The sequence below is a fragment of the Candidatus Peribacteraceae bacterium genome (assembly GCA_041661065.1).
In the GTDB taxonomy this organism is placed as follows: Bacteria; Patescibacteriota; Gracilibacteria; order Peribacterales; family Peribacteraceae; genus CAIKAD01.
In genome coordinates, this window is sequence record JBAZVD010000001.1 from 1203290 (window position 1) to 1223166 (window position 19877).

Sequence of the window (19877 nt, forward strand, 5' to 3'; positions counted from 1 at the left end):
TGGCACTCCGTCATCCCTGATCCACTTCCTCCGCACGCCGAGCACGACGTGACGGAGCCTCCCTCTCCCTTGCACTCACGGCATTGCCGTTCCTGCTTTCCGCACCGTCTGCATGTGCGCATTTTTCTTTCTGCATCAATGATGTCCCATCTATGGAACAGGACACAGAGGACCTGTGACAAACCCATGGAACATTCTCCTTTCCGATAGTCGTGATCGAGCCGACAAAAACAAGGAACGTAGACAGTATAGGAATGTCAAGAATCGTCGGCATCCCTATCTTCCGGATTTATTTCCATTCACTGCCCGTTCGTCAATTTGAGGCATTTTAGGCAATTGACGGCGGAAATAGGACGAGGAGAATAGCGCGGATGTCCACCCTTGCCCTGCATCCCCTCTTCGGGGGGGAGTCGGCGGAAGAAGAGAGAGGCGCCACACAACAGGAGGTACAAGATCCGCGGTGCGGTGACGCACTCGCAGTCTTGCTGGAGAAGTTTCACCGGGCGGCCATGGCGTCATCGCCCTCCGCTCCGTTGCCCGAACCCGTCAGCCGCATCGAAAATATCGCGAGGATCTACGGTTCACGGCTTGGATTGATGGAGCGGTGGCCGCGGCGTTGGTAGCGCGACCGGGAACGGCATGACACAATGCTCCCATGACGTTCCTCCATGCAGTCGTCCTGGGCATCGTGGAAGGGGTGACGGAATTCCTCCCCGTCTCTTCCACCGCGCACCTCATTCTCACGTCCCACCTCCTCCGCCTGGAACAGACCGAATTCCAGAAGACCTTCGACATCGCCATCCAGCTCGGTGCCATCCTGGCGGTGGTCGTCCTCTACGCGCGCTCGCTGCTCCGCCGCTTCGACGTGTGGCTCCGCGTGATCGTCGCTTTCGCGCCGACGGCGGTGCTGGGGGCGCTCTTCTACCGCGTCATCAAGCAGAACCTGATGGAAAGCATCCCCGTGGTCCTGTGGGCGCTCCTCCTCGGAGGCATCGCGCTCATCCTCTTCGAGTACTTCCATCGCGAGAAGGGCAATGCGGTGGAGGACCCGGGTGCCATTTCCTTCCGGCAGGCGTTCACTATCGGCCTCTGCCAGTCCCTCGCCTTCGTCCCCGGCGTCTCCCGCGCCGCGGCCACCATCGTGGGCGGGCTGCTCCTGGGCATCCGCCGGAAGACGATCGTGGAGTTCTCGTTCCTCCTCGCTGTTCCCACCATGGCCGCAGCCGCGGGTCTCGACCTCCTCCAAACGGCGCCCTCCTTTTCCGGACGCGAGTTCGGCCTCCTCGCGGCGGGGTTCCTTACATCCTTCGTCGTGGCGCTGCTGAGCATCCTCTGGCTGCTCCGTTTCGTTCAGCGGCGCTCCTTCACGCTGTTCGGCATCTATCGCATCCTCTTGGCAGTCCTCCTCTGGACGGTCTTGGTGTGATGCGTTTGTATAGACAATGTCCATACACGATCCCCTTTCCCATCACCATATCAAGGCGAGCGTGAGGATCCCCCACAAGCCCGCATACACGGCGATGGCGATGCCCGTCACCAGGAGTGTCGTCCGGCGTTCCATACGGTCATGGTGACGCCCCGGAGACCCCTTTCTTTCAGCCCAAAAGCAATTCCTCATCCTTCCGGATATTTCCACAAGGTCTTCCTGTAAGGATTTCGGAGGTCTCTCGTCACGGTATTTGCAACCCCATCGCTCGTCTTCAACCTCGACACCTTCCGCAAGGAAGAATCGACAAGTGACTCGGACGGGCAGGGGTTTTTTCTGTCATGGAAGGGAGCCGTCCCCTGACAGTTTCCGTGTCCCATGACCGTCACAGATGGTGTCTCGATATTCCCTCCCGTCCCCATGCGCGCTGTCTGGACCGGCACCCTCTCCTTCGGCCTCGTGAACATTCCCGTCAAACTCTTCTCCGCCTCGGAAGAGAGGGGCGGTCTGACTTTTGAGCTCCTGCACCAGAAAGACCTTTCACCCGTCCGCAGCATTCGCGTCTGCGCGGAAGAAGACCACGAAGTGCCCTTCGGGGAGGTGGTGCGCGGCTACCAATACCGCAGGGGGAAGTACGTGGTGCTGGAGGAAGAGGATTTCCGGCGCGTACGGGCGGTGCAAACGCGCTCCCTCTCCGTCGTCGGCTTCTGCGACGCGGAAGAGATCGGTCCCGCGTACTATGAGAAGCCGTACTTCCTGGAACCGGAACGGGGGGCGGAGCGTCTGTACGCGCTCCTGCGGGAAGCTCTCCGGCGCTCCGGCAAGGCGGCGCTCGCCACCTTCGTGCTGCGCGGGAAGGAACACCTGGCGGCGGTGATGCCCGAGGGGCGGGCGCTCATGGCATACCAATTGCGCTTCCATTCGGAGTTGCGCGGGACGGATGACCTCCGCTTTCCCCCGGAGCGCGCGGCGGACGGGGAGGAGATGGAGGCGACGCTGCAGTTCATCGGCATCCTCTCCGACCCGTTCCGTCCGCAGGACTACCGGGACCGGTACACGGAGGAGCTGCGGGGGGTGCTCATGGACAAGGTGCGGGGGCAAGTGCCGGCCGTGCAAGCGGAAGAGTTGGAGATGACCCGCATGAAGGATGTGTTGCTGCGGTTGCGCCAGAGCCTGGAGCAGGTGGCGCGTCGGTCCCCCAAAAGCCATGCGCGGCGCAAGGGGTCGGCAGCCCGACGCATGCAATCGACCATCCCTCATGAGGAAGGGGCAAGGAAGCCCAAATTGAAAAGGAAGGAACAGGAAGAGCACAGCGAGTGAGGAGAACCACACAACCCCCTGGCGCCGCCGCAAGTTCACCTTGGGTCCGCGTGCGGTACAATACTTTGCTCGTACCCCCCTGAGCGGGGGATATCCCGTTCCCCTCCCGGTTATGCGCCGCACGTTCTTCATCGCCGCCGCCATCCTGCTCCCCCTCACCGCCCTCGCGTTGGATTATACGGACAGGAGTACGCAGTACACGGATGCGCCGTTCTCCAAACCGGAAGCTGTGGCGATCAGCGTGCTCACGAACTTGGGCGTGGTGAAAGGGAACCCGGACGGCACCTTTGCCGCGAAGCGCTCGTTGAACCGGGCGGAATTCCTCAAAATCGCCATCCTCAGCGCCCCCACCTCCACCGGTGAAGGGGAAGGGGGATGTTTTCCGGACGTGCCGGTGGCGGAGTGGTTCGCGACGTACGTGTGCGGGGCGAAGGCCTCGGGCATCGTGCAGGGGAACCCCGACGGCAAGTTCCATCCCGAGCGCGCCGTGAACTACGCGGAAGCGCTCAAGATGCTGAGCAAACTCTTCCGCTACACGCTCACGGCGCAATCCTCCGACACGTGGTACGCCCCCTTCGTCCGCGCCGCGCAAGAACACGGCACGCTGTTGCCGGTGAGCATCACCATGGATACTCCCCTCACGCGCGGCCAGATGGCGCGCCTCACGGCCGCATTCGCGGCTGAAGCGCGCGGCGAGCTGGCGCAGTACCGCGCCGCCGAGCAAGGGAAGACGCTCTCGTCCTCGTCGGCGACGTCTTCGTCGAGCACGAGCAGCGGGACGTCCGGTTCATCCGTTTCCAGCAGTTCTTCTTCCGTTTCCTCATCGGTTGCATCGGCATCCTCGGCATCGTCCGTTTCCTCCTCTTCCAGCAGTAGTTACGCCATCGACCTCCCCGCAAAGAGCCACTTTCTCCAGGTGGGGAGCTGGAGCGAGCCCATCGCGAGCGCAACCTTCAATTCCACGCTGGAACCCGCGCTCATCCGCAGCGTGACGGTAAAATTGAAGACGAAAATCAGTTCCATCAGCAGCATGGAGGTGCTGGACCGCGACGGCGTGCGCGTGGGGCTGCTCATTCTGGACTACTTGGATGAGAACGACCTCACCTGGACGGGGACGTTCACGGCGAGCGGGGCGTACGAGCTGCCGAAGAACACGGAGCGCACGCTTGCGGTGCGCGTGCTCCTCAAGGCGAAGGATTCCGGCGGTGTTTCCGAGCAGCTGGTGCAAGTGGATACGTTCACCATCGTGGCGGAGGGGACCTGGAGCCACAATTCCTTCGGTTCGGCGCCGCAGACCTTCGCATTCCCCAAGCACCAGACCACCATGGCGCGCGTCACATCGGTGATGAACATGCTCCCCTCGCAAGGCGTGCTGCAAGTGGGATCCCGTCAACTGTTGGCGGAATTCTCGTTCGCTGGCTCGGGCGTGGCCACCATCTCCCCTCGCATCCAGAACATCGAGTTCACGGTGAATAAGAGCACCACCATCGCCGTGTCCAATTGGCAGATCCAGGCGGCCGAAGGCGGGGAGACCCTCCCCTGCTCCGTTTCCGACGGGACGGTGAGCTGTCTCCTCCTACCCGCGGAAATGGGGACCCTGAGCGCAACCCCGCGTTCCCTGCGGCTCTTCGGCGACGTGGCGGTGGACCAGGGCGCGCAGTATCCCTTCCTCCAGGTGCAACTCCAGAAATCGGGCACCGTAGGCGAAGGCGGCTCCATCCATTGGACCGACAGCGTGGGACGCTTCACGTGGACGGAGCTCGGCACCCCCATTGCGACGGGGACGAAGTGGCAGGGGTAAAGCTGATGATTCCGATGAGTCCGAGGATTCCGAGGAACATCGCTTCATCCATGTTCGGAGTGTTTCACAACACTCGTCGGAATCCTCGGAAACCTCGGCATCTCTCACGAGAACCCTTAGTTTCACTTACGCAGTGCACCGCCAATCTCCCCCGCCATCTTTTCCGCTGAGGCTTTCGCCGCCTCCCGCCAGTCGTCCTTGTTCGAAGCGAAGATGATGGAGCGGGCTGCATTGACGATGGCTCCCGTGCCGTCTGGCACGAAGCCATGAAGCACGTCCGCTGCTCCCCCGCCTTGGGCACCATATCCCGGAATCAAGAAAGGGATATGCGGCATGAGGGTGCGGAGGTATTTCACTTCTTCGGGATAAGTCGCTCCGACAACGGCGCCTACACATGAGAGGTTCGTCTCTTTTCCCAAGTGGCGCATCCCCCAACTTTCTACAAGTTGAGCGATATGCTCGTGAACCACTTCGTCTCCTACGGGTAGATCCTGAATTTCCCCGGAGCTTGGGTTGCTGTTCTTCACCTGCACGAAAATCCCTTTTTCGTTTTCGGTGCATCGCTTGATGAACGGGTTGATTCCATCGGATCCCATGAAGGGTGTCACCGTGAGGGCGTCGATGGGTGAGCCCGCGCTGAGGTACGCATCCGCGTACGCCTCGCACGTGGAGCCGATGTCGTTCCGCTTGCCGTCCGCGATGACCACCATCCCCTGCCCCTTGGCGTACGCGCACGTCTCCCAGAACACCTTCATCCCCTGCCAGCCGAGCACTTCGAAGTACGCCATCTGCGGCTTCACCGCCGCAGCCACGTCCTTCGTGGCGTCCACAATACCCTTGCAGAACGCGAGCACGCCCTCGGGCGTCTTGGGGAGGCTCGCGGGGAGCTTGGCCAATTGCGGGTCGAGACCGACGCACACGGGGGATTTCTCCTTCGTGGCGCGCGTGAGGGAGTCGGCGAAGTGCATCGAAGGGATTGTAAATGACCAAGAACCAATATCCAATGACCAAATTCTAGGAGTCATTCGCTTGTCTGTACTGCAAAGCCTCTGCCACATGGGGCGCAGCGATATCCCTCTCTCCCGCCAAGTCCGCAATGGTGCGGGCCACCTTGATGGTGCGGTGGTAGGCGCGCGCGGAGAGGCCCAGGCGCTGGGTCGCTTGGTTGAGCAGCTTCTGCGACGGGGCGTCCAGCGGGCACAACTCATCAATGTGCCGCACGCTCATCTCCTTATTCGTGGAAATGGAGAGCCCCTTGAACCGCACGCGCTGCCGCTCCCGGGCCGCCGCGACACATGCACATATCTCGCCGGAGCTTCTGCCATTCTGCGATGCTCGCTTCCCCAAGTCTTCAATAGGCACGGCACGCACGTCGATCTTGAGGTCGATGCGGTCGAGGAGTGGGACGGAAATGCGGCGCTGGATCTTGAGGGCACTGCCGCCGCCGCTCTCCGGCGGATTCATGGCTGCCACCATAATGAAGTCTGCCGGGAATGTGACGCTTCCCTGTGCGCGGGTGATGGTAATGGTGCGGTCTTCGAGGGGCTGGCGAAGCACCTCCAGCACCTGCGCGGGGAATTCCGCGAGTTCATCCAAAAAGAGCACGCCGCGGTGGGCCAGCGAGATTTCACCCGGCTTCGGTATTTGCCCTCCCCCCACAATGCTCACACCGCTGGCGGTATGGTGGACCGTGCGAAAAGGACGGCAAGTGAGAAGCGGAGAACCCTGGGGAAGAAGGTTCGCCACCGAATAGATTTGCATCACTTCGATGGATTCCTCCTGTGAGAGCGGCGGCAAAATGCCCCGGAAGGCGCGGGCGAGGAGCGTCTTGCCCGAGCCCGGCGCACCGCAGAGCAGGATATTATGGCCTCCCGCTGCGGCAATCTCCATAGCGCGTTTCGCCTGTTCCTGCCCGCGGATATCCCGAAAATCAATGGCGTTCTCCTCTTGTTTCCCGGTACGGGCGCCGCTTGCCGGCGGATCCACGCGCGGGGGATCTTGTTCCCCTTTCAGGATTGCGAGGAGCTCAGGGAGACTCTTCGCCCCAATCACTTCAATGTCGGGAATGAGAGCCGCTTCCGGCGCGTTCACGGACGGCACCACGAGCGTGCGTATGCCGCGCTTGCGGCAGGCGATGGCCGCCGGCAACACGCCCGAAACATGCCGCAGGCTTCCGTCGAAGGCCAGTTCTCCCAGGAAGGCCATCGTCCGCAGGCGTTCTTCGTCGAGGGAGAGCAGTTCGAGGGAAAGGAGAAGACCGATGGCGATGGGGAGATCGTAGCGCGGGCCGATCTTGCGCAGGTCGCCGGGCGCAAGGTTCACGGAGATCACGCAGCCGCCGGGAATCCGCTCGCCGCTGGAGCGCAAGGCCATGCGTACCCTCTGCTTGCTCTCCTGTACCGCGGTATCCCCCAGACCCACAATGAAGAAGCAGGAGTCCTCGCCGCGTGCCACTCCCACTTCCACGGTGATGCGTCCGCAATGGAGACCGACGTTGGCGAAGGACGTGAGGGAGGTGAGCATATGCAGTGGGAGTACAGGAGGCTGCTGCCGTGCAGTGTACTTTCGTCCACCTATCTTCTGGCAAGTGAAAAGAGGTAGACGAACGTACACCTTTAGGATGTAACTTTCATCGCATGCCATGCGTTCCATGGGGATGTAGAACGTCTTTGATGGCTTGGGGAAGGGCTATATTCAGAAGGGGTCAAAGAAACCGAAGAAACCGAGGCATCCGAAGAAACCGAAGGGGAATAGGGTTATGGCATGAGTCACAAGCGCCCCTTTGAGAACATCATCGCTTGGCAGGAAGCACATAAACTCTGTCTTTCTATCTACAAATGCACGAAATCATTTCCTCCGGACGAGCGGTTCGGTCTCACCAGTCAGATGCGACGGTCGAGCTATAGCGTTCCAATGAATATCGCCGAAGGGAATGGCAAGCGATCATGGAAAGAGAAAGCGCATTATTACGAAACTTCCCATTGCTCGCTTGAGGAGCTCCATTATCAATGCAGGCTTGCACGTGACTTGTGCTACCTATCCCCGGAACAATTCACGGCAGAAGATAATCATATTCAACGTGTGAGTTTTCTCCTCACCCGTCTCCGATCTTCTCTTGTTACGTAAGCCTTCGGTTTCCTTGGTTTCTTCGGATTCCCTCTCGTATGGAACCTTCTTCCCCTCCTTCATCGGCCTCCCACCTCCTCCTCGGGCGCGAGGGCGAAGACATTGTGGAACACCACCTCCACTGTCTCGGCTGGGACATCCAAGCCCGGAATGTCCGTGTGGGGCGCAGGGATGAGATTGATCTCATTGCCCGAGAACCGGTGGATGATGTCCTCGTCTTCGTGGAGGTGAAGACGCGCCGGGAGCCGAGTGACGTATTCCCCGCGCGGCTCGGGGCGCATTATCGCAAGCGCCAAAACATGCTTCGCGCGGCGCGGCGGTGGGTGGCGCAGGAGGATTACCAGGGCGGGTATCGTGTTGATCTGGTATGCGTGGAAGGCGGCCGCGTCACGCAGCATACTAAAGGCATCAACGCGCGTGGGCGGAGGGAACGATGAGTGTCATGTTCCTTCCTCTGCCGAGGCCCACCCCGCAACCACCACCGCCCTCTCCGTGGCCATTACGGCGTGCGCCGGCCATTCGCGCGTGTTCAGGCCGCTCTCCAGCACCTTGGCCCACGTGCGCTTCTTCAATCTTCCCTCCAACAGGAAGAGGGGCATGGCCGCGCTCGTGAGCACGGGGATGGTCACGCTGATGCGGTCGGGGACGGCGTCGTTCCCGTTGTGCGTGGCGATGGCGAGCCGCGAGGGTTCGAAGGCTTCCGGCGGAAGCGGCGGGAAGAGCGAAGCGATGTGGCCGTCCTCCCCCATCCCCAGTGTGATGATGTCGGGCTGGCCTTTGGCGAAGAGCTCCTTGAGCGCGTTCTCGTACCCGTTCACGCACTCCGGGAGCGCCTTCCACGTGTCGGGCGCCAGGAATTGCTCCGTGGGGTGCCCCACCTTCTTGAGGAGCGATTCCTCGATGGCGCGCCGATTGCTCTCCTCGCGGTCGGGGGAGACGTACCGCTCATCCACCAAGAACACCCACACGTTCTGCCATTCCAGCGGGCGCTCCGCGAGGGCGGCGTACACGGGGAGGGGCGTCTTCCCTCCGGAGAGGCCCATGACACAGCGGCCCGCCTTGGCGAGCACGCTTCCGATCTGCTTTTCCAGCACATCGGCGGCCTGCTTGACGAACTTGTCGTGCGTCTCTGCTTCCAGGAGTTCGCATTGCATAGGGACGGAGGATGGTAGCACGGGGAAACCCGGATGTCACTGATGGGATAGGGTGGGAGGATTCCGACGTTGCCGAGGATTCCGAGGAATGTTTTCCAGGAGCGTAGAGCGAAGAAAAGCCGCATTTTCTCGGCATCGTCGGAATCACGGCATCCTTCCCAAAGGATCGATACACGGAAAAAACGCCGAGCCTTTCACAGCCACCCCACCCCATCCTTCCCTATCCACGCATCCGCTTCCACGGGGCCGTGGGAACCGGCAGGGTAGAAGTACAGCGGCGTGTCCGGATGGTCAAAATGTGATTGCAGAGGATCGGTGAGCTGCCAGGCGGCGCGGATCTCCTCCGGCGAGAGGAACCAGGTCTTGATGCCGTTGATGGCTTCCAGCAAGAGGAGGCCGTACTCGGGGAGGCAATCGCCCGTGCACACGAGAGGGTCCGTCAAGACGAGTGGACGGAAGCTCACGTCGGAGCCGCCCACCTTGGTCTGCAGGTGGATGCGCATGCCCGCCTCCCCCTGCGCGATGATGTCCAAGCGGTTGGGCGCCTCCCCCCGCGGCGCGGCGCGGTCCCCGCGGGGCCGTCCGCCCTCCCCCGACTCCTGATGCCCCCGGAACACCAGGGAGATGCGCGTCTCCTTCTTGCGGAGCCTCTTCCCCGAGCGCACGTAGAACGGCACTCCCTGCCAGCGCGGATCGCGGCTGAGGAGCTTGACCGCCGCGTACGTGTTCGTGCGGGATTGCGGGTCCGCCCCTTCCTCCTCCCGGTACCCTTTGGCGCGCTCTTCGCCGATGGATCCCGCCGCGTACTGCCCCTGCAGCGCGATGTCCTCCAGCTTCTTCGCGGGTGGGAGGTACAGCTCCCGCAGCGCTTGGAGGCGGACGGAAGGGATCTCCGCGTCGCTCTCGTGCAGCGACATGGTGAGGAGCGAGCACATCTCCAGCAGGTGGCTTTGGAACATATCGCGAAAGGCGCCCGTGTGTTCGAAGTATCCCGCACGCCCTTCGATGCCCAGCGTCTCCGACGCCGTCACCTCCACGAACTTGATGAGCATGTTCTTGAAGAGGCGCTCGAGGAGGGGGTTGGCGTAGCGCAGGTAGTAGATGTTGCGCACGGCCTCCTTCCCCAGGTAGTGGTCCAGGAAGTACACGTCATCGGCCGGGAAGCAGCGGGTGAGGAGCTTCTCGATTTCCTCAAAGCTCTCGCGGTCATGCCCCACAGGCTTCTCCACGATGCAGCGGAACTTCCCCGGCGTGGGAATTTCCGCGGCGCACAGGTTTCGGGCGATGGCGGGAATCACCTGCGGCGGTACAGAGAGGTACGCAAGGCGCACGGGGGCTTGCCAACCCTCCTCCAATTCCGTGAGCGTTCCCCGGAGCTTCCGCATATCCTCCTCGCCGTCGTACTGCCCCGCGACGTAGTGGCAGTGGGTGAGGAACTCCCGCACGGCTTCCTCCTTCACCTCCGGCATGTCGCGCACGATGGATTCCCCTACCATCGTCCGGAAGGAGGCGCTCTCCATCGCCGTCCGCGCGTACCCCACGATCGCGTATTCCTTCGGCAGCCTCTTGCGCAGCGCGAGCGTGAAGAGCGAGGGGTACAGCTTGAGCTTGGCCAGGTTCCCCGAGGCGCCGAAGAGGATGAGGGAGAAGGGATGCGTGACGGCGAGCATGCTCCCCCATTGTAGAGCACGAAGCACGAAGGCCTAAGGAAGAAGGACGGAAAGAGGAGCGGCAATACGTTCGAACTTTCGTTCCGCTGATGTCATTCCTGATGGCCTTCCCGATGCGGGCAATGGAGGCAGCGCTCCAGCTGTTCTGCGATCACATCGCGACGATCAAGAATAGCCCGAAGGCGTTGTTTTTGATCCGGCGATCCCACTTGCTCACATGGACCGCTTAAAAGAATCTTCCCATCCTTCGCCAGCTCGTTCTGCAGCACGCGGATATGCTCATCCATGTACGCAAGGTCCGCTTGCTGCAGGGTGGCATGCGGATCCGACAATTCTTGCAAGCGTTCACTGACAAGGTGAAGGTGATAATCGATCGTCATGCCGTCCGTGATTTGCTGTCCATCGATACCGGAATCCAGGGCGAACAGCGGAAAATCCGGGCAATCGAGGTCGTCGCTGCCCAGTGCAATGGCTGCCAGGATATCTTCTTCGTGGGATGAACGAGGGGTGTTGGGCATAGGAGGGCATTGTTCTCTTGGATGCGGAGGCGGTCAAGAACGTAGGAATGCAGCCGTTCGCTGCCTTTTCCCTTAGCCGAAAAGAGGGTGACAACCGCCCCTTGCACCCCCAAAAAATGATGCTAGGATCCTCTTACATCACCGCCTATCCAGAGAGATGCAGAGGGAACTGGCCCGTTGACGCATCCGCCAACCGTTCACAGCGTGAAAAAGGTGGCAACTCCAGCCCCGGAAGGGGGAAGATAGCATCAGCTCTACGCTTCCTCTTCCACGGGGAGGCGGGTTCTGTAAGCGGTGTCTGGTCCTTGTTCTTTCCCTTTCTGCGGCCTTCGGCCGCGACTGCGCAACAGGTTACGTCGGCCTTTGCCTCCTACCTTCAGACCTGTTTCTCTTCCTTCTCGCGGCCTGCGGCCGCGTCCGCGCAACATGTTGCGCGGTTACCCTTCGCTTCCTGTTTTCTTTCTCCATCATTGTATGTCTCACTACATTACGTCGGAATCGGTGACCGAGGGTCACCCGGACAAGCTCTGCGACCAGATCAGCGACGCCATCCTGGACGACGCCATCCGCAAGGACCCCCAGGCGCACGTGGCGTGCGAGTGCCTTGCCACCACCGGCCTCGTGGTCGTGGCGGGCGAGATGCGCACCAAGGGGTACATTCCCATCGCGGAAATCGCGCGCAAGACCATCGAGGAGATCGGCTACGACGACGCCGTCTACGGTTTCGACCACAAGGCGTGCGCCGTCATCGTCTCCGTGGGCGAGCAGAGCTCGGACATCCAGATGGGCGTGGACTGCGACAAGAACAAGGAGCATGAGCAGGGCGCGGGCGACCAAGGCCTGATGTTCGGGTTCGCGTGCGACGAGACGAAGGAGCTCATGCCGCTGCCCATCTCGCTCGCGCACAAGCTCACCAAGAAGCTGGCGCAAGTCCGCAAGCGCAACGGTTTGAAGTATCTGCGCCCGGACGGCAAGAGCCAGGTCACGGTCCAGTACGGCGATGACGGCCGCCCCGAGAGGATCGAGTGCATCGTGGTCTCCACCCAACATGCGGAGGACGTGAGCCACAAGCAGATCTGCAAGGACATCCGCAAGCACGTCATTGAGCCCGTGTGCGGCGACCTGATGGACAAGAAGACCAAGGTTCACATCAACCCCACGGGCCGCTTCGTCATCGGCGGCCCCCCCGGGGACTGCGGGCTCACGGGACGCAAGATCATCGTGGACACCTACGGCGGGTACAGCCGGCACGGGGGAGGCGCCTTCTCCGGCAAGGATCCGAGCAAGGTGGATCGCTCCGCCGCCTACGCGGCGCGCTGGATCGCGAAGCACGTGGTCAAGGCCAAGCTGGCGCGCAAGTGCGAAGTGCAGGTGGCGTACGCCATCGGCATCGCGGCGCCGGTCTCCATCCACGTCGAAACTTTCGGTACAGGGAAGGTCAGCGACCGCAAGCTGGAGAAGGCCATCGGCCAAGTGTTCGACCTGCGCCCCGCGGCCATCATCCGCGACCTCGACCTCCTCAAGCCGCAGTACCGCAAGCTCGCCACGTACGGTCACATGGGGAGGGAAGACCTGGGCGTGAAGTGGGAGGTGTGTGACAGGGTGGAGAAGTTGTTGAAGGCGGTGAAGTGACCGAGGAAACCGAGGAAACCGAAGAAACCGAAGAAACCGAGGAAACCGATGGGCAGCATGCCGCTCCCTTCGGTTTCATCGGAGCCTTCCAGCGCCCTTCTGAAACAGCACAATTCTTCTCTATTCCCGGGAAGCAGGAATTTTGAGAATGGGCTAGAAGAAAAGCGCATCAGGAAGCCCAAAGGTACGAGTTGAGAAAAACCTTAAAATATTGTATAATTAAATAGAACACACACATGGATTTTACGCAATTCTCCACGGGCTTGCTGGAGTGCCTCTTTGTCCCCGATGCGCAGCGGCAGCGTTCGCTTGCGGTGGCCAAAGTCCTCTCCGATGCGGACCGCCTGGAGTTCCTGCGGCATCTGCAGGAGATGGACAGGGAATTGCGGCAAACGGAGGAGGAGCGCGGGGATTTTTTGGAGCATGCGGAACGGGTGGTGGTGCGCGTGGAACATGCGATGGCCCGGCTGGGGCGCGAGGGGGAGGAGCATGCGGAACGCGAACAAGAGATGAAAAACATGGAAGCGCAGCTTTCCCCTCCCCCCCATGTCTCCTGAAATCCCGCACAAACCGGCTGCTCCGGAGACGTCCGTGAAACCGGAGAAGGCCGAGGGCAAGGAGAAAAAGGCGAGACTTCCGCAGGGGGAGGTGCAACGGAGGGCGGCGGCGCTGGATGCGAGGCGCAGGGCGATCACGGAGACGCTCAAGCAGCAAATCCGAGGGAAGAAGGAGGAACTCCTGCAGGCGGAGCCGCGTTTTCAAAAAGATCCGGATCACGTGATACACACCCTCCTCGTTGCCCGCGAGAAGAAAGAAGAGTTGCATCCCATCGCAAAGGAACTGCTGCAGAGGTACGACCTCGCGCGTGAACTGAAAGCGGCGTACGAGGCGAGCAGCGACGCGTATAAGAGCGACACGCGGGACCTTGAGGCATCCGTTGTTCCCGACGGTTCCGGCGCGGTGTGGGCGACACTCGAAGAGTATCGTGCAAGGGAGCAAGCGATCCTCGACCGGGTTGATGTGATGTTGGCGAAGTATGAGGAACAGTGCGGCATCACGCCGCCGCAGCCTGCAACGGCCCCCTTGCCGGAGGCTGCGCATTCCGCCTTCGATGTTCCCCCGTCCCCGCTATCCGCTCCACCCGAGGCGGTTGCCATACCGGCGGCTTCGGACGTTGTCGCGGCTCCGGTGATGGCGGCGGCCGATGCGCAACCCGTGCCGGTCTCCGCCGTCCCCGACGCATTCGGTTATCGCGTGGGGCAGACGCGCACGCGGTTCGAGAAGGAGTCACATCCGGGGGCCAAAGACGGGTTCCGTTACATCCAGACGTACGAAGGCGGCGGCAACTGGAGGCTCGTTTCCACCGAGGCGCCCCCGCATCGCGTGGCTGAGATCCCCTTACGCGAAAAATCCCCTCCCCGCACGGGTCCCGGCGCCCCCGTGGGTCCCGACGGGTCTCCCGATTACTCCACGCCGGAACGCACGCTCCGCACCATCGCGCGGCTCGTGGCGCCCTCCATGCCCATCGGCAGACTGCGCGGGTTGGAAACCAAGTCCCGCTGGACCGCCGGGGATTGGGAGGAGATCCATGCGCTCGATGCGCAGGTGCGGGACGCCGCCCGCCGGGCGGGTGTCCCCGATTCCATGCTCAATCAAGCGGCGCCGCGCACCCCGCATGAAACGCGGCGCTTTATCCATCTCGTGGTTCGGGCGGCGGATTATCCCGCGCAGGTGGTGATGCCGGAGCCGCAACCGGCGCCGGAACAAGCGCCGGCCAAGGAACATTTCGCAGCTCCTCCGGGCGAAGGAATGCCGACGGATCGTCCCTCCCGTCCCGAGAGCGCGAGCCCAGCAGCGATGCTGGATGAATTCCAACAGATGAAGGAACAAGGTATCGCCGAAGCTCCATCGAAGGGCATTGGGGAATCACTGGCGACGTTCCTGGAGAAGTTGGGGACGTGGTGGAATGGGTTGTGGGGAGAGAAGAACACAGAGGCTGCGGTATCTCCCGATGTCTCTGCGGAAGCAACACCGGAGCAGCAGACACCCGTCCTCCATGAGCTCACAGAGGCCGAAAAACGGGAACTTATTCAGGGGTACTCCAAAGCTTACGAAGATATTGATAAGTACCAACAGGGGAAGATCAATCCCACTGATATGACTGGGTTGATCAGTTCCTGGGAAGTGATGTCCGCCAAAGAGGCTCAACACCTCATGCAAGGTTTGTCACCCGAAGAAATTCAAAAGGTTGAGGAAAGCGGAATGCTTCGGCTGCCCTTACAGAAGATAACGGTGGGAATAGTTGCGCTCATGGGACCGCAAGATTACGAGGCTCTCAGGGCAGAGGTTGGGGCGCATATCAAGAGGCTGGGCGGTACCGTGCCGGAGCAGGAAGAGGAGACACAAGACGAAACAAAAGAGGAGGAGAAAGTGACGAGCGCGACGGAGCGTTCGACGGAGGCACAGAAGGTATACGAAAGCGATCCGAGCGGCCTGGCGAGAGATGTGCTGATGATGGCGCTGCGAAAAGAGATGAAAGTGATCGATAGTGCGCTTCTGGCAACGAAGGCATCGCTCAACGAATCCTCCCCGCTCCTTGCCTGGTGGCAGGATAGGCGGAAAACAGTGCAAGCAATCCTCAACGAACACGAACAATTTGCAGGATGATCATTCCCGCGCGATGACGGGATGAATAATGCTGCTATCCTTCCAACGTATGCCCTCCTCCATCGAACTTCCATCGGACTACCAACAGAAAGTGCGTGAGCTCAACATCCGTCCCGAGGATGTGGAGGAGAACTTCATACGCGGCTCAGGGCACGGCGGCCAGAAAGTGAACAAGACCGAGAGCACCGTGCAGCTGGTCCATCATCCGTCCGGCATCGTGGTGCGGAGCCAGCGGTTCCGCGAACAGCACTTGAACCGCATCGATGCGTGGAAGCTCCTCATCCTCAAGCTGGAGGAGAAGGTGAAGGGGAAGGAATCGGCGCTGCAGCAGGAAATCTACAAAATTCGGAAGCAGAAGGCGCGGAGGTCGAAGAAGGCGAAGGAGAAGATGCTGAAGGAGAAGAAGCTCAGGGGTGGATTGAAAGAGTTGAGGAAGGATGTGGGGGATCGTATCTCGTAGTACGTATTACGTATGCGAGTAGTCCGCATTTTTCCATACGTAATACGTAATACTTCATACGTAATACGTACTATTTAATACGCAATACTCGTTATGGTGGTACTCGGATAGTAATACTCCAAAATCTCCAGATACTTCTTTCCCTCATACGCTTGTCCCCTCGCCCCGCAGCCGGACATCCCCACGCCATGGCCGCGGTTCTCCATGCCGCTGCACCAGGGATCGGGTTTGCCGGCGAAGACTTCCGGGAAAGGGAAGCTCGCCCATCCCGCCTCGGCGGGGGAGCGCGTCCTGCCGTCATCCGAGGAGAAGTACGGCGCGCGGAGCACCTGGCCGTTCTTCATGAGCACGTCCCCCTTGGTCTCGTGCACGGCCTGCACCCAGCGCGGGTTGGCCTGCTCGAACACGACGCCGCCGTACACCTGGAACTCCGCGGGGCTATCCGACCCGTCGAAGGGTTTGCCGGGGAATTTGCGGTGCGCGGCATCCATGTAGTACGCGGCGTACGTGCGCGCGGCGACGGCGAAAGCTTTCTGCTTCTCGTAGGGTTCGGTATCCGGCTCCTCCGAAAGCCCCGCCATGTAGTCCTCCAGCGGCAGCTCGTTGATCAAGGTGAGGGTGCCGTCCACCACGCGGCACTCCAGCACGCCGCGGTAGCGGTTCTGCGCCTTGGCCATGCTCGTCACGGTGTGGATGCCGCCTTGCAGGTCCAGGCGCACCACGCCCGAGGTGATAGCTGAGCCGTAGCGGGAAGCAGTGCAGCTCTCCCCGTTCTTCGTGAGCGTGATTACGCCGCCGTTCACGGAGGCGCCGTTCACGAGGCCCACGCCCGGGAACTCCACGGTCATGGTGTCCAAGGGGGTCTCGCGCTTGTCGGTCAAACGGATGCGGATGAAGTCACCCCCACCCCCGGCTCCTCCCCCGAGGGGAGAGGGGGGTGTTTGTGTTTGTGGTTGTTGTGGCACGGGATAATCGGTCCCCACCACGGAACTGCTGCTGGAGCGCGTGGGGCGGACGGGCCCCGTGCGCGTTGTCGAGGTCTGCTGCGGAGCCGTGTTCCCGCGCGTCGCGGCCGGCAAGCGCCGCCCTTCCGTGGTGATGGCGTAGGACACATTCCCGATCTTGAGGGAGTGCACGCCGCGGTCGCGGGGGATTTGGATCTTGACGCGGATGATGGCGGTTTGGTTGGAGCCGATGGCGTCGGGGGCGAGCAGGCCGGTGCGCGCACGCACGTAGCTCTCCCCTTTGGCCACCCATACGCCGATGCTCGGGGAGGACCGCTTGATGGCGCCCAGGTTCGCTCCCCTGCGGACGGGCTTTGCCCCCGCCTGGTAGCGCAAGGCCACCACGATCTCACCTCCCGGCCGTCCCGTAACGGTGGTGTTTCCCATGGCTGTAAGTCCGGCCACGGGAGTCGCCTTCTTGGTGAACGACGGCGTGGAACTGCGCGAAGCCGATGAGGGGGGCGAGGGGAAACGGACGGCTGCTTCCAGGTCACCGGTACGCACGTGCAGGCGCACCTGGTCCATGGTCCCGTTGAGGTAGTACCCCGGGCAACTGGTGGCGAGGAGGTCGCGGTGGCCCGTGATGCCGGGGAGGGTTTTTCCGTGGAACATCACGTTACGGTTGAGATCGATGTCGTACTGGCGCGCCAGCGAATCCGCCAGCCATTGCAGGCTCTGGACCTGGGCTTGGCGCGGCTGCTCCACGTCAAAATTCCCCATGAGCGCAATGCTCACAGTGTTGATGTTGTTGCAGTAGGCGTGCCCGCCGATCACCGCTTCCCCTCCCGCGCGCCCCTGGTAGATCTGCCCGGCTTCGTCAATCACGTAGTGGTACCCGATGTCCCCCCAGCCGCGGTTCTTGGCATGGTACGTGTAGATGGCGCGCATCCGCTCCACGGCCGGCCTGCTATCCGGACCCACGGCTCCCGCGGTGTGGTGCACCACGATCAACCGCACGGAGGGCGAATACTCCTGCGGCCACAGGAACGTGCGGCCGGCGCCGTCCTTGGTTACGCGCTCCGCGATGCGGAACTCCTCCGGGTACAGCCGCTGCGCATCCTGGCAATCGCGTACGCGGTTGGAGACGGCGGCCGAGGAGCCGTTGCCGTTGTCCGCTTCGCGGCTGTCCGAGTTCCCGTTGGAAGGAGTGGCGACGGGTTGGGCATCGTAGAGGAGGGATTCGTCCGCGCCCCAGTTCTCGCGGGAGAGAACCCTGGGCTCCGCCACGTTCGCCCTTGCCGCCACGGTGTAGTGGGAAGGCTCGTGCGAGACGCTGATGGGATGGAATTCCACATTCGTGTTCCCGCGCAGGCGGACCTTGGAGACGGGTGCGGGGAACACCACCAGGTTCGATTCCCGAGAGAGCGGATCCTGCTCGTCATCCCGTTGCAGGGTCTCCCACGCCGTCCATTCCTTTCCATCGAACCCGCTCACCTCCGCCGCGATACGGTCACCGCTCACGCTCAGCGCATCAACGGGGTTCGCGAAGGATTCTTCCCTGAGGGCGGCGCTTTCGCGCATCTGCGGGTCGAAGACCCGCTCTCGTGCGCCGTGGAAGAGCGCGAGCAGCACCAATGCCGCAGGAATGAGGAGGGAACGACGCATAGCGGGAGGAGGAGTATACGTCGAAGAAGAGAGATTGGGCTGGGGTTGCTTGGCTTTGGCTAGCTCAAAATGTCACCGCAAGAGATTTTCGTACCGTTCCACCATTCTATGAACAGAAAATTCACTTGTCGCAAAGGTTTTTCCTTTTTCGGCGATCATTTTCCGTTTCTCCGGATCAAGAAGTGATGTGATCCCCTGCCGCAGCGCCCGCACGTCACCCGCTTGGACGATGACGGCGTTCTCTCCATTGGTAAGGGAGGAAGCGATGCCGCACGCGTCGGTCACCACCACCGGAACGCCCAGGCTCATTGCTTCCGCCGCCACCAGACCGAAGGGGTCGTTGGTGCGCGAGGGGAGGACGAAGAGGGAGAGGGAGCGGTAGAAGGAGGCGAGATTCTCGACATTGGGGAAGATTTGGATTCGCTGTGTCTCGTTCTGCGATTGCCTCTTGTGCCGCTCCCTTCTTTTCTTTGTCAGCCCGACAAAGAAAAGAAGCAAAAGAAAGCGCACCGCGCGCCAAAGCCCCTCCGCCCAGCCCCGTGCCTCCTCGTCAGCCCCTGCAAGGTTTCGGGGCTGACTCGTCGGCAAGCTTTTCGAAGCAGGGCCTTCCCCTTCACCCGCCCGAACGTACCCGTTCGGTACGGGCGGGCCCCCCATGGCGCACGGAGTCCCCCCAATGAGTGTTTGAAGGTGTTGCTGTTCCTTTCCCTGTCCGACAATGGTGAGGGAGACGTTCGGGAGATCTCGTATGGCAGTGATGAGGAGGTCGAGGCCTTTTTCGCGGTCGAGGCGGGCGATGGTGCCGATGCGCAGCGCCTTGTCTGTATGTTCCACTCTTCCCCCCTCCCCTAGCCCCTCCCCCTTCCCACCTTCGCCAAGGCTTCGGTGGGCAGGCGGGAGAGGGGAATGTGTGTTGTTTGTAGTTGTTTGTTCCCTTTCAAATCTCTTCAAATCAATCCCGTTCGGGATCGCCACCACGCGCTGCGGATCGAATCCCATCGTGAGGTACACCCCCCTGCTCATCTCCGATACCGTCACGATCGTCGCGTGTCGGCTCATCCGCTTGAGCAGTGGGAGCCACGGGTTGGCCGTGAGCCACCGTCCCACGGGATCGTGCTCGATCCATAGAACGCGTATCCCCTTCTTTGCCGCTTCTTCCGTGAGGAGGAGTTTTTCGCTCAAGCTCAGCATCACCACAGCATCGAGATCATGGAAATTTTCCAGGAGGGAGAGGAGTGTGCGCTGCATGCTCTTGCGGCGCCACGCGAAGCTCACGGCGTCCCACTTGGTTACCGGCGGCGGTCCGATCATGAGCTCCGTGGAAGGGATGCCTCTCTCTCGGCACAGCGTGAGGAGCGCCTTGCAGCTCCCGGCGAACGCCGCGGCATTATTGCGTGCAATGAGGCCTTCCATCAGGGTGATCACCTGCCGTTCCGCACCACCGTTCAGGCGGCTTTCGAAGGGGAATCTGGTGAAGAGGATTTTCATCGAGGG

General features: G+C 61.6%; 17 protein-coding genes and 1 riboswitch. Of the genes, 10 read left to right on the forward strand and 7 right to left on the reverse strand.

Features of this window, described 5'->3' with window-relative positions:
- Nucleotides 1-371: 371 nt before the first annotated feature.
- The 4 genes from WC698_05530 (at nt 372) to WC698_05545 (ending at nt 4547) form a co-directional block, all read left to right on the forward strand.
- Nucleotides 372-623 (forward strand): hypothetical protein, encoded by a 252-nt coding sequence (locus tag WC698_05530; protein ID MFA6039692.1) that lies wholly within the window; start codon nt 372-374, stop codon nt 621-623.
- Between the two features lie 32 nt (nt 624-655).
- Nucleotides 656-1426, forward strand: coding sequence for an undecaprenyl-diphosphatase UppP (gene uppP, locus WC698_05535; protein ID MFA6039693.1), 771 nt, complete (start codon nt 656-658; stop codon nt 1424-1426).
- 420 nt (nt 1427-1846) lie between these two features.
- Nucleotides 1847-2746: a Ku protein gene (locus WC698_05540; protein ID MFA6039694.1), complete on the forward strand. Its 900-nt coding sequence runs from the start codon at nt 1847-1849 to the stop codon at nt 2744-2746.
- 112 nt (nt 2747-2858) lie between these two features.
- A complete protein-coding gene (locus WC698_05545; protein MFA6039695.1) occupies nt 2859-4547 on the forward strand; it encodes an S-layer homology domain-containing protein in 1689 nt (562 codons plus the stop codon).
- Nucleotides 4548-4669: 122 nt separating this feature from the next.
- On the opposite strand, the gene pyrF is transcribed toward WC698_05545, so the two are convergent.
- Both pyrF and WC698_05555 read right to left on the reverse strand, forming a co-directional pair.
- Nucleotides 4670-5515, reverse strand: coding sequence for an orotidine-5'-phosphate decarboxylase (gene pyrF, locus WC698_05550; protein ID MFA6039696.1), 846 nt, complete (start codon nt 5513-5515; stop codon nt 4670-4672).
- A gap of 46 nt (nt 5516-5561) precedes the next feature.
- Nucleotides 5562-7070 carry a YifB family Mg chelatase-like AAA ATPase gene (locus WC698_05555; protein MFA6039697.1) on the reverse strand — a complete coding sequence of 503 codons (1509 nt, stop codon included), beginning with the start codon at nt 7068-7070 and terminating at the stop codon, nt 5562-5564.
- A 641-nt stretch (nt 7071-7711) separates the two neighbouring features.
- Here WC698_05555 and WC698_05560 point away from each other — a divergent pair.
- Entirely contained in the window at nt 7712-8110 is a 399-nt protein-coding gene (locus WC698_05560; protein MFA6039698.1) for a YraN family protein, read from the forward strand.
- Nucleotides 8111-8113: 3 nt separating this feature from the next.
- On the opposite strand, the gene pgl is transcribed toward WC698_05560, so the two are convergent.
- From pgl to WC698_05575, 3 genes are all read right to left on the reverse strand, one after another.
- The gene (gene pgl, locus WC698_05565; protein MFA6039699.1) at nt 8114-8827 is read right to left on the reverse strand and encodes a 6-phosphogluconolactonase; all 714 of its coding nucleotides are present in this window, start codon (nt 8825-8827) and stop codon (nt 8114-8116) included.
- 194 nt (nt 8828-9021) lie between these two features.
- Entirely contained in the window at nt 9022-10497 is a 1476-nt protein-coding gene (locus WC698_05570; protein MFA6039700.1) for a glucose-6-phosphate dehydrogenase, read from the reverse strand.
- Nucleotides 10498-10589: 92 nt separating this feature from the next.
- Entirely contained in the window at nt 10590-11015 is a 426-nt protein-coding gene (locus WC698_05575; protein MFA6039701.1) for a hypothetical protein, read from the reverse strand.
- Between the two features lie 142 nt (nt 11016-11157).
- Nucleotides 11158-11263: riboswitch (SAM riboswitch) on the forward strand.
- Between the two features lie 226 nt (nt 11264-11489).
- Between WC698_05575 and metK the strand changes: the two genes are divergently transcribed.
- The 5 genes from metK (at nt 11490) to WC698_05600 (ending at nt 15774) form a co-directional block, all read left to right on the forward strand.
- Complete coding sequence (metK, locus tag WC698_05580) at nt 11490-12647, forward strand: methionine adenosyltransferase (GenBank protein MFA6039702.1); 1158 nt, start codon at nt 11490-11492, stop codon at nt 12645-12647.
- The gene (locus WC698_05585) at nt 12644-12793 is read left to right on the forward strand and encodes a hypothetical protein (protein MFA6039703.1); all 150 of its coding nucleotides are present in this window, start codon (nt 12644-12646) and stop codon (nt 12791-12793) included. Before metK ends, WC698_05585 begins: the two co-directional genes overlap by 4 nt.
- A gap of 90 nt (nt 12794-12883) precedes the next feature.
- Entirely contained in the window at nt 12884-13204 is a 321-nt protein-coding gene (locus tag WC698_05590; protein ID MFA6039704.1) for a hypothetical protein, read from the forward strand.
- Nucleotides 13194-15314, forward strand: a complete 2121-nt coding sequence (locus WC698_05595) for a hypothetical protein (protein ID MFA6039705.1) — start codon at nt 13194-13196, stop codon at nt 15312-15314. The genes WC698_05590 and WC698_05595 overlap by 11 nt, the downstream gene beginning before the upstream one ends.
- Nucleotides 15315-15363: 49 nt before the next feature.
- Nucleotides 15364-15774, forward strand: coding sequence for a peptide chain release factor-like protein (locus WC698_05600; protein MFA6039706.1), 411 nt, complete (start codon nt 15364-15366; stop codon nt 15772-15774).
- Between the two features lie 74 nt (nt 15775-15848).
- Here the strand turns inward: WC698_05600 and WC698_05605 are convergent, their stop codons facing one another.
- Complete coding sequence (locus WC698_05605; protein ID MFA6039707.1) at nt 15849-18383, reverse strand: N-acetylmuramoyl-L-alanine amidase; 2535 nt, start codon at nt 18381-18383, stop codon at nt 15849-15851.
- Nucleotides 18384-18455: 72 nt separating this feature from the next.
- Nucleotides 18456-19871 carry a glycosyltransferase family 4 protein gene (locus tag WC698_05610; protein MFA6039708.1) on the reverse strand — a complete coding sequence of 472 codons (1416 nt, stop codon included), beginning with the start codon at nt 19869-19871 and terminating at the stop codon, nt 18456-18458.
- Between the last annotated feature and the right edge of the window lie 6 nt (nt 19872-19877).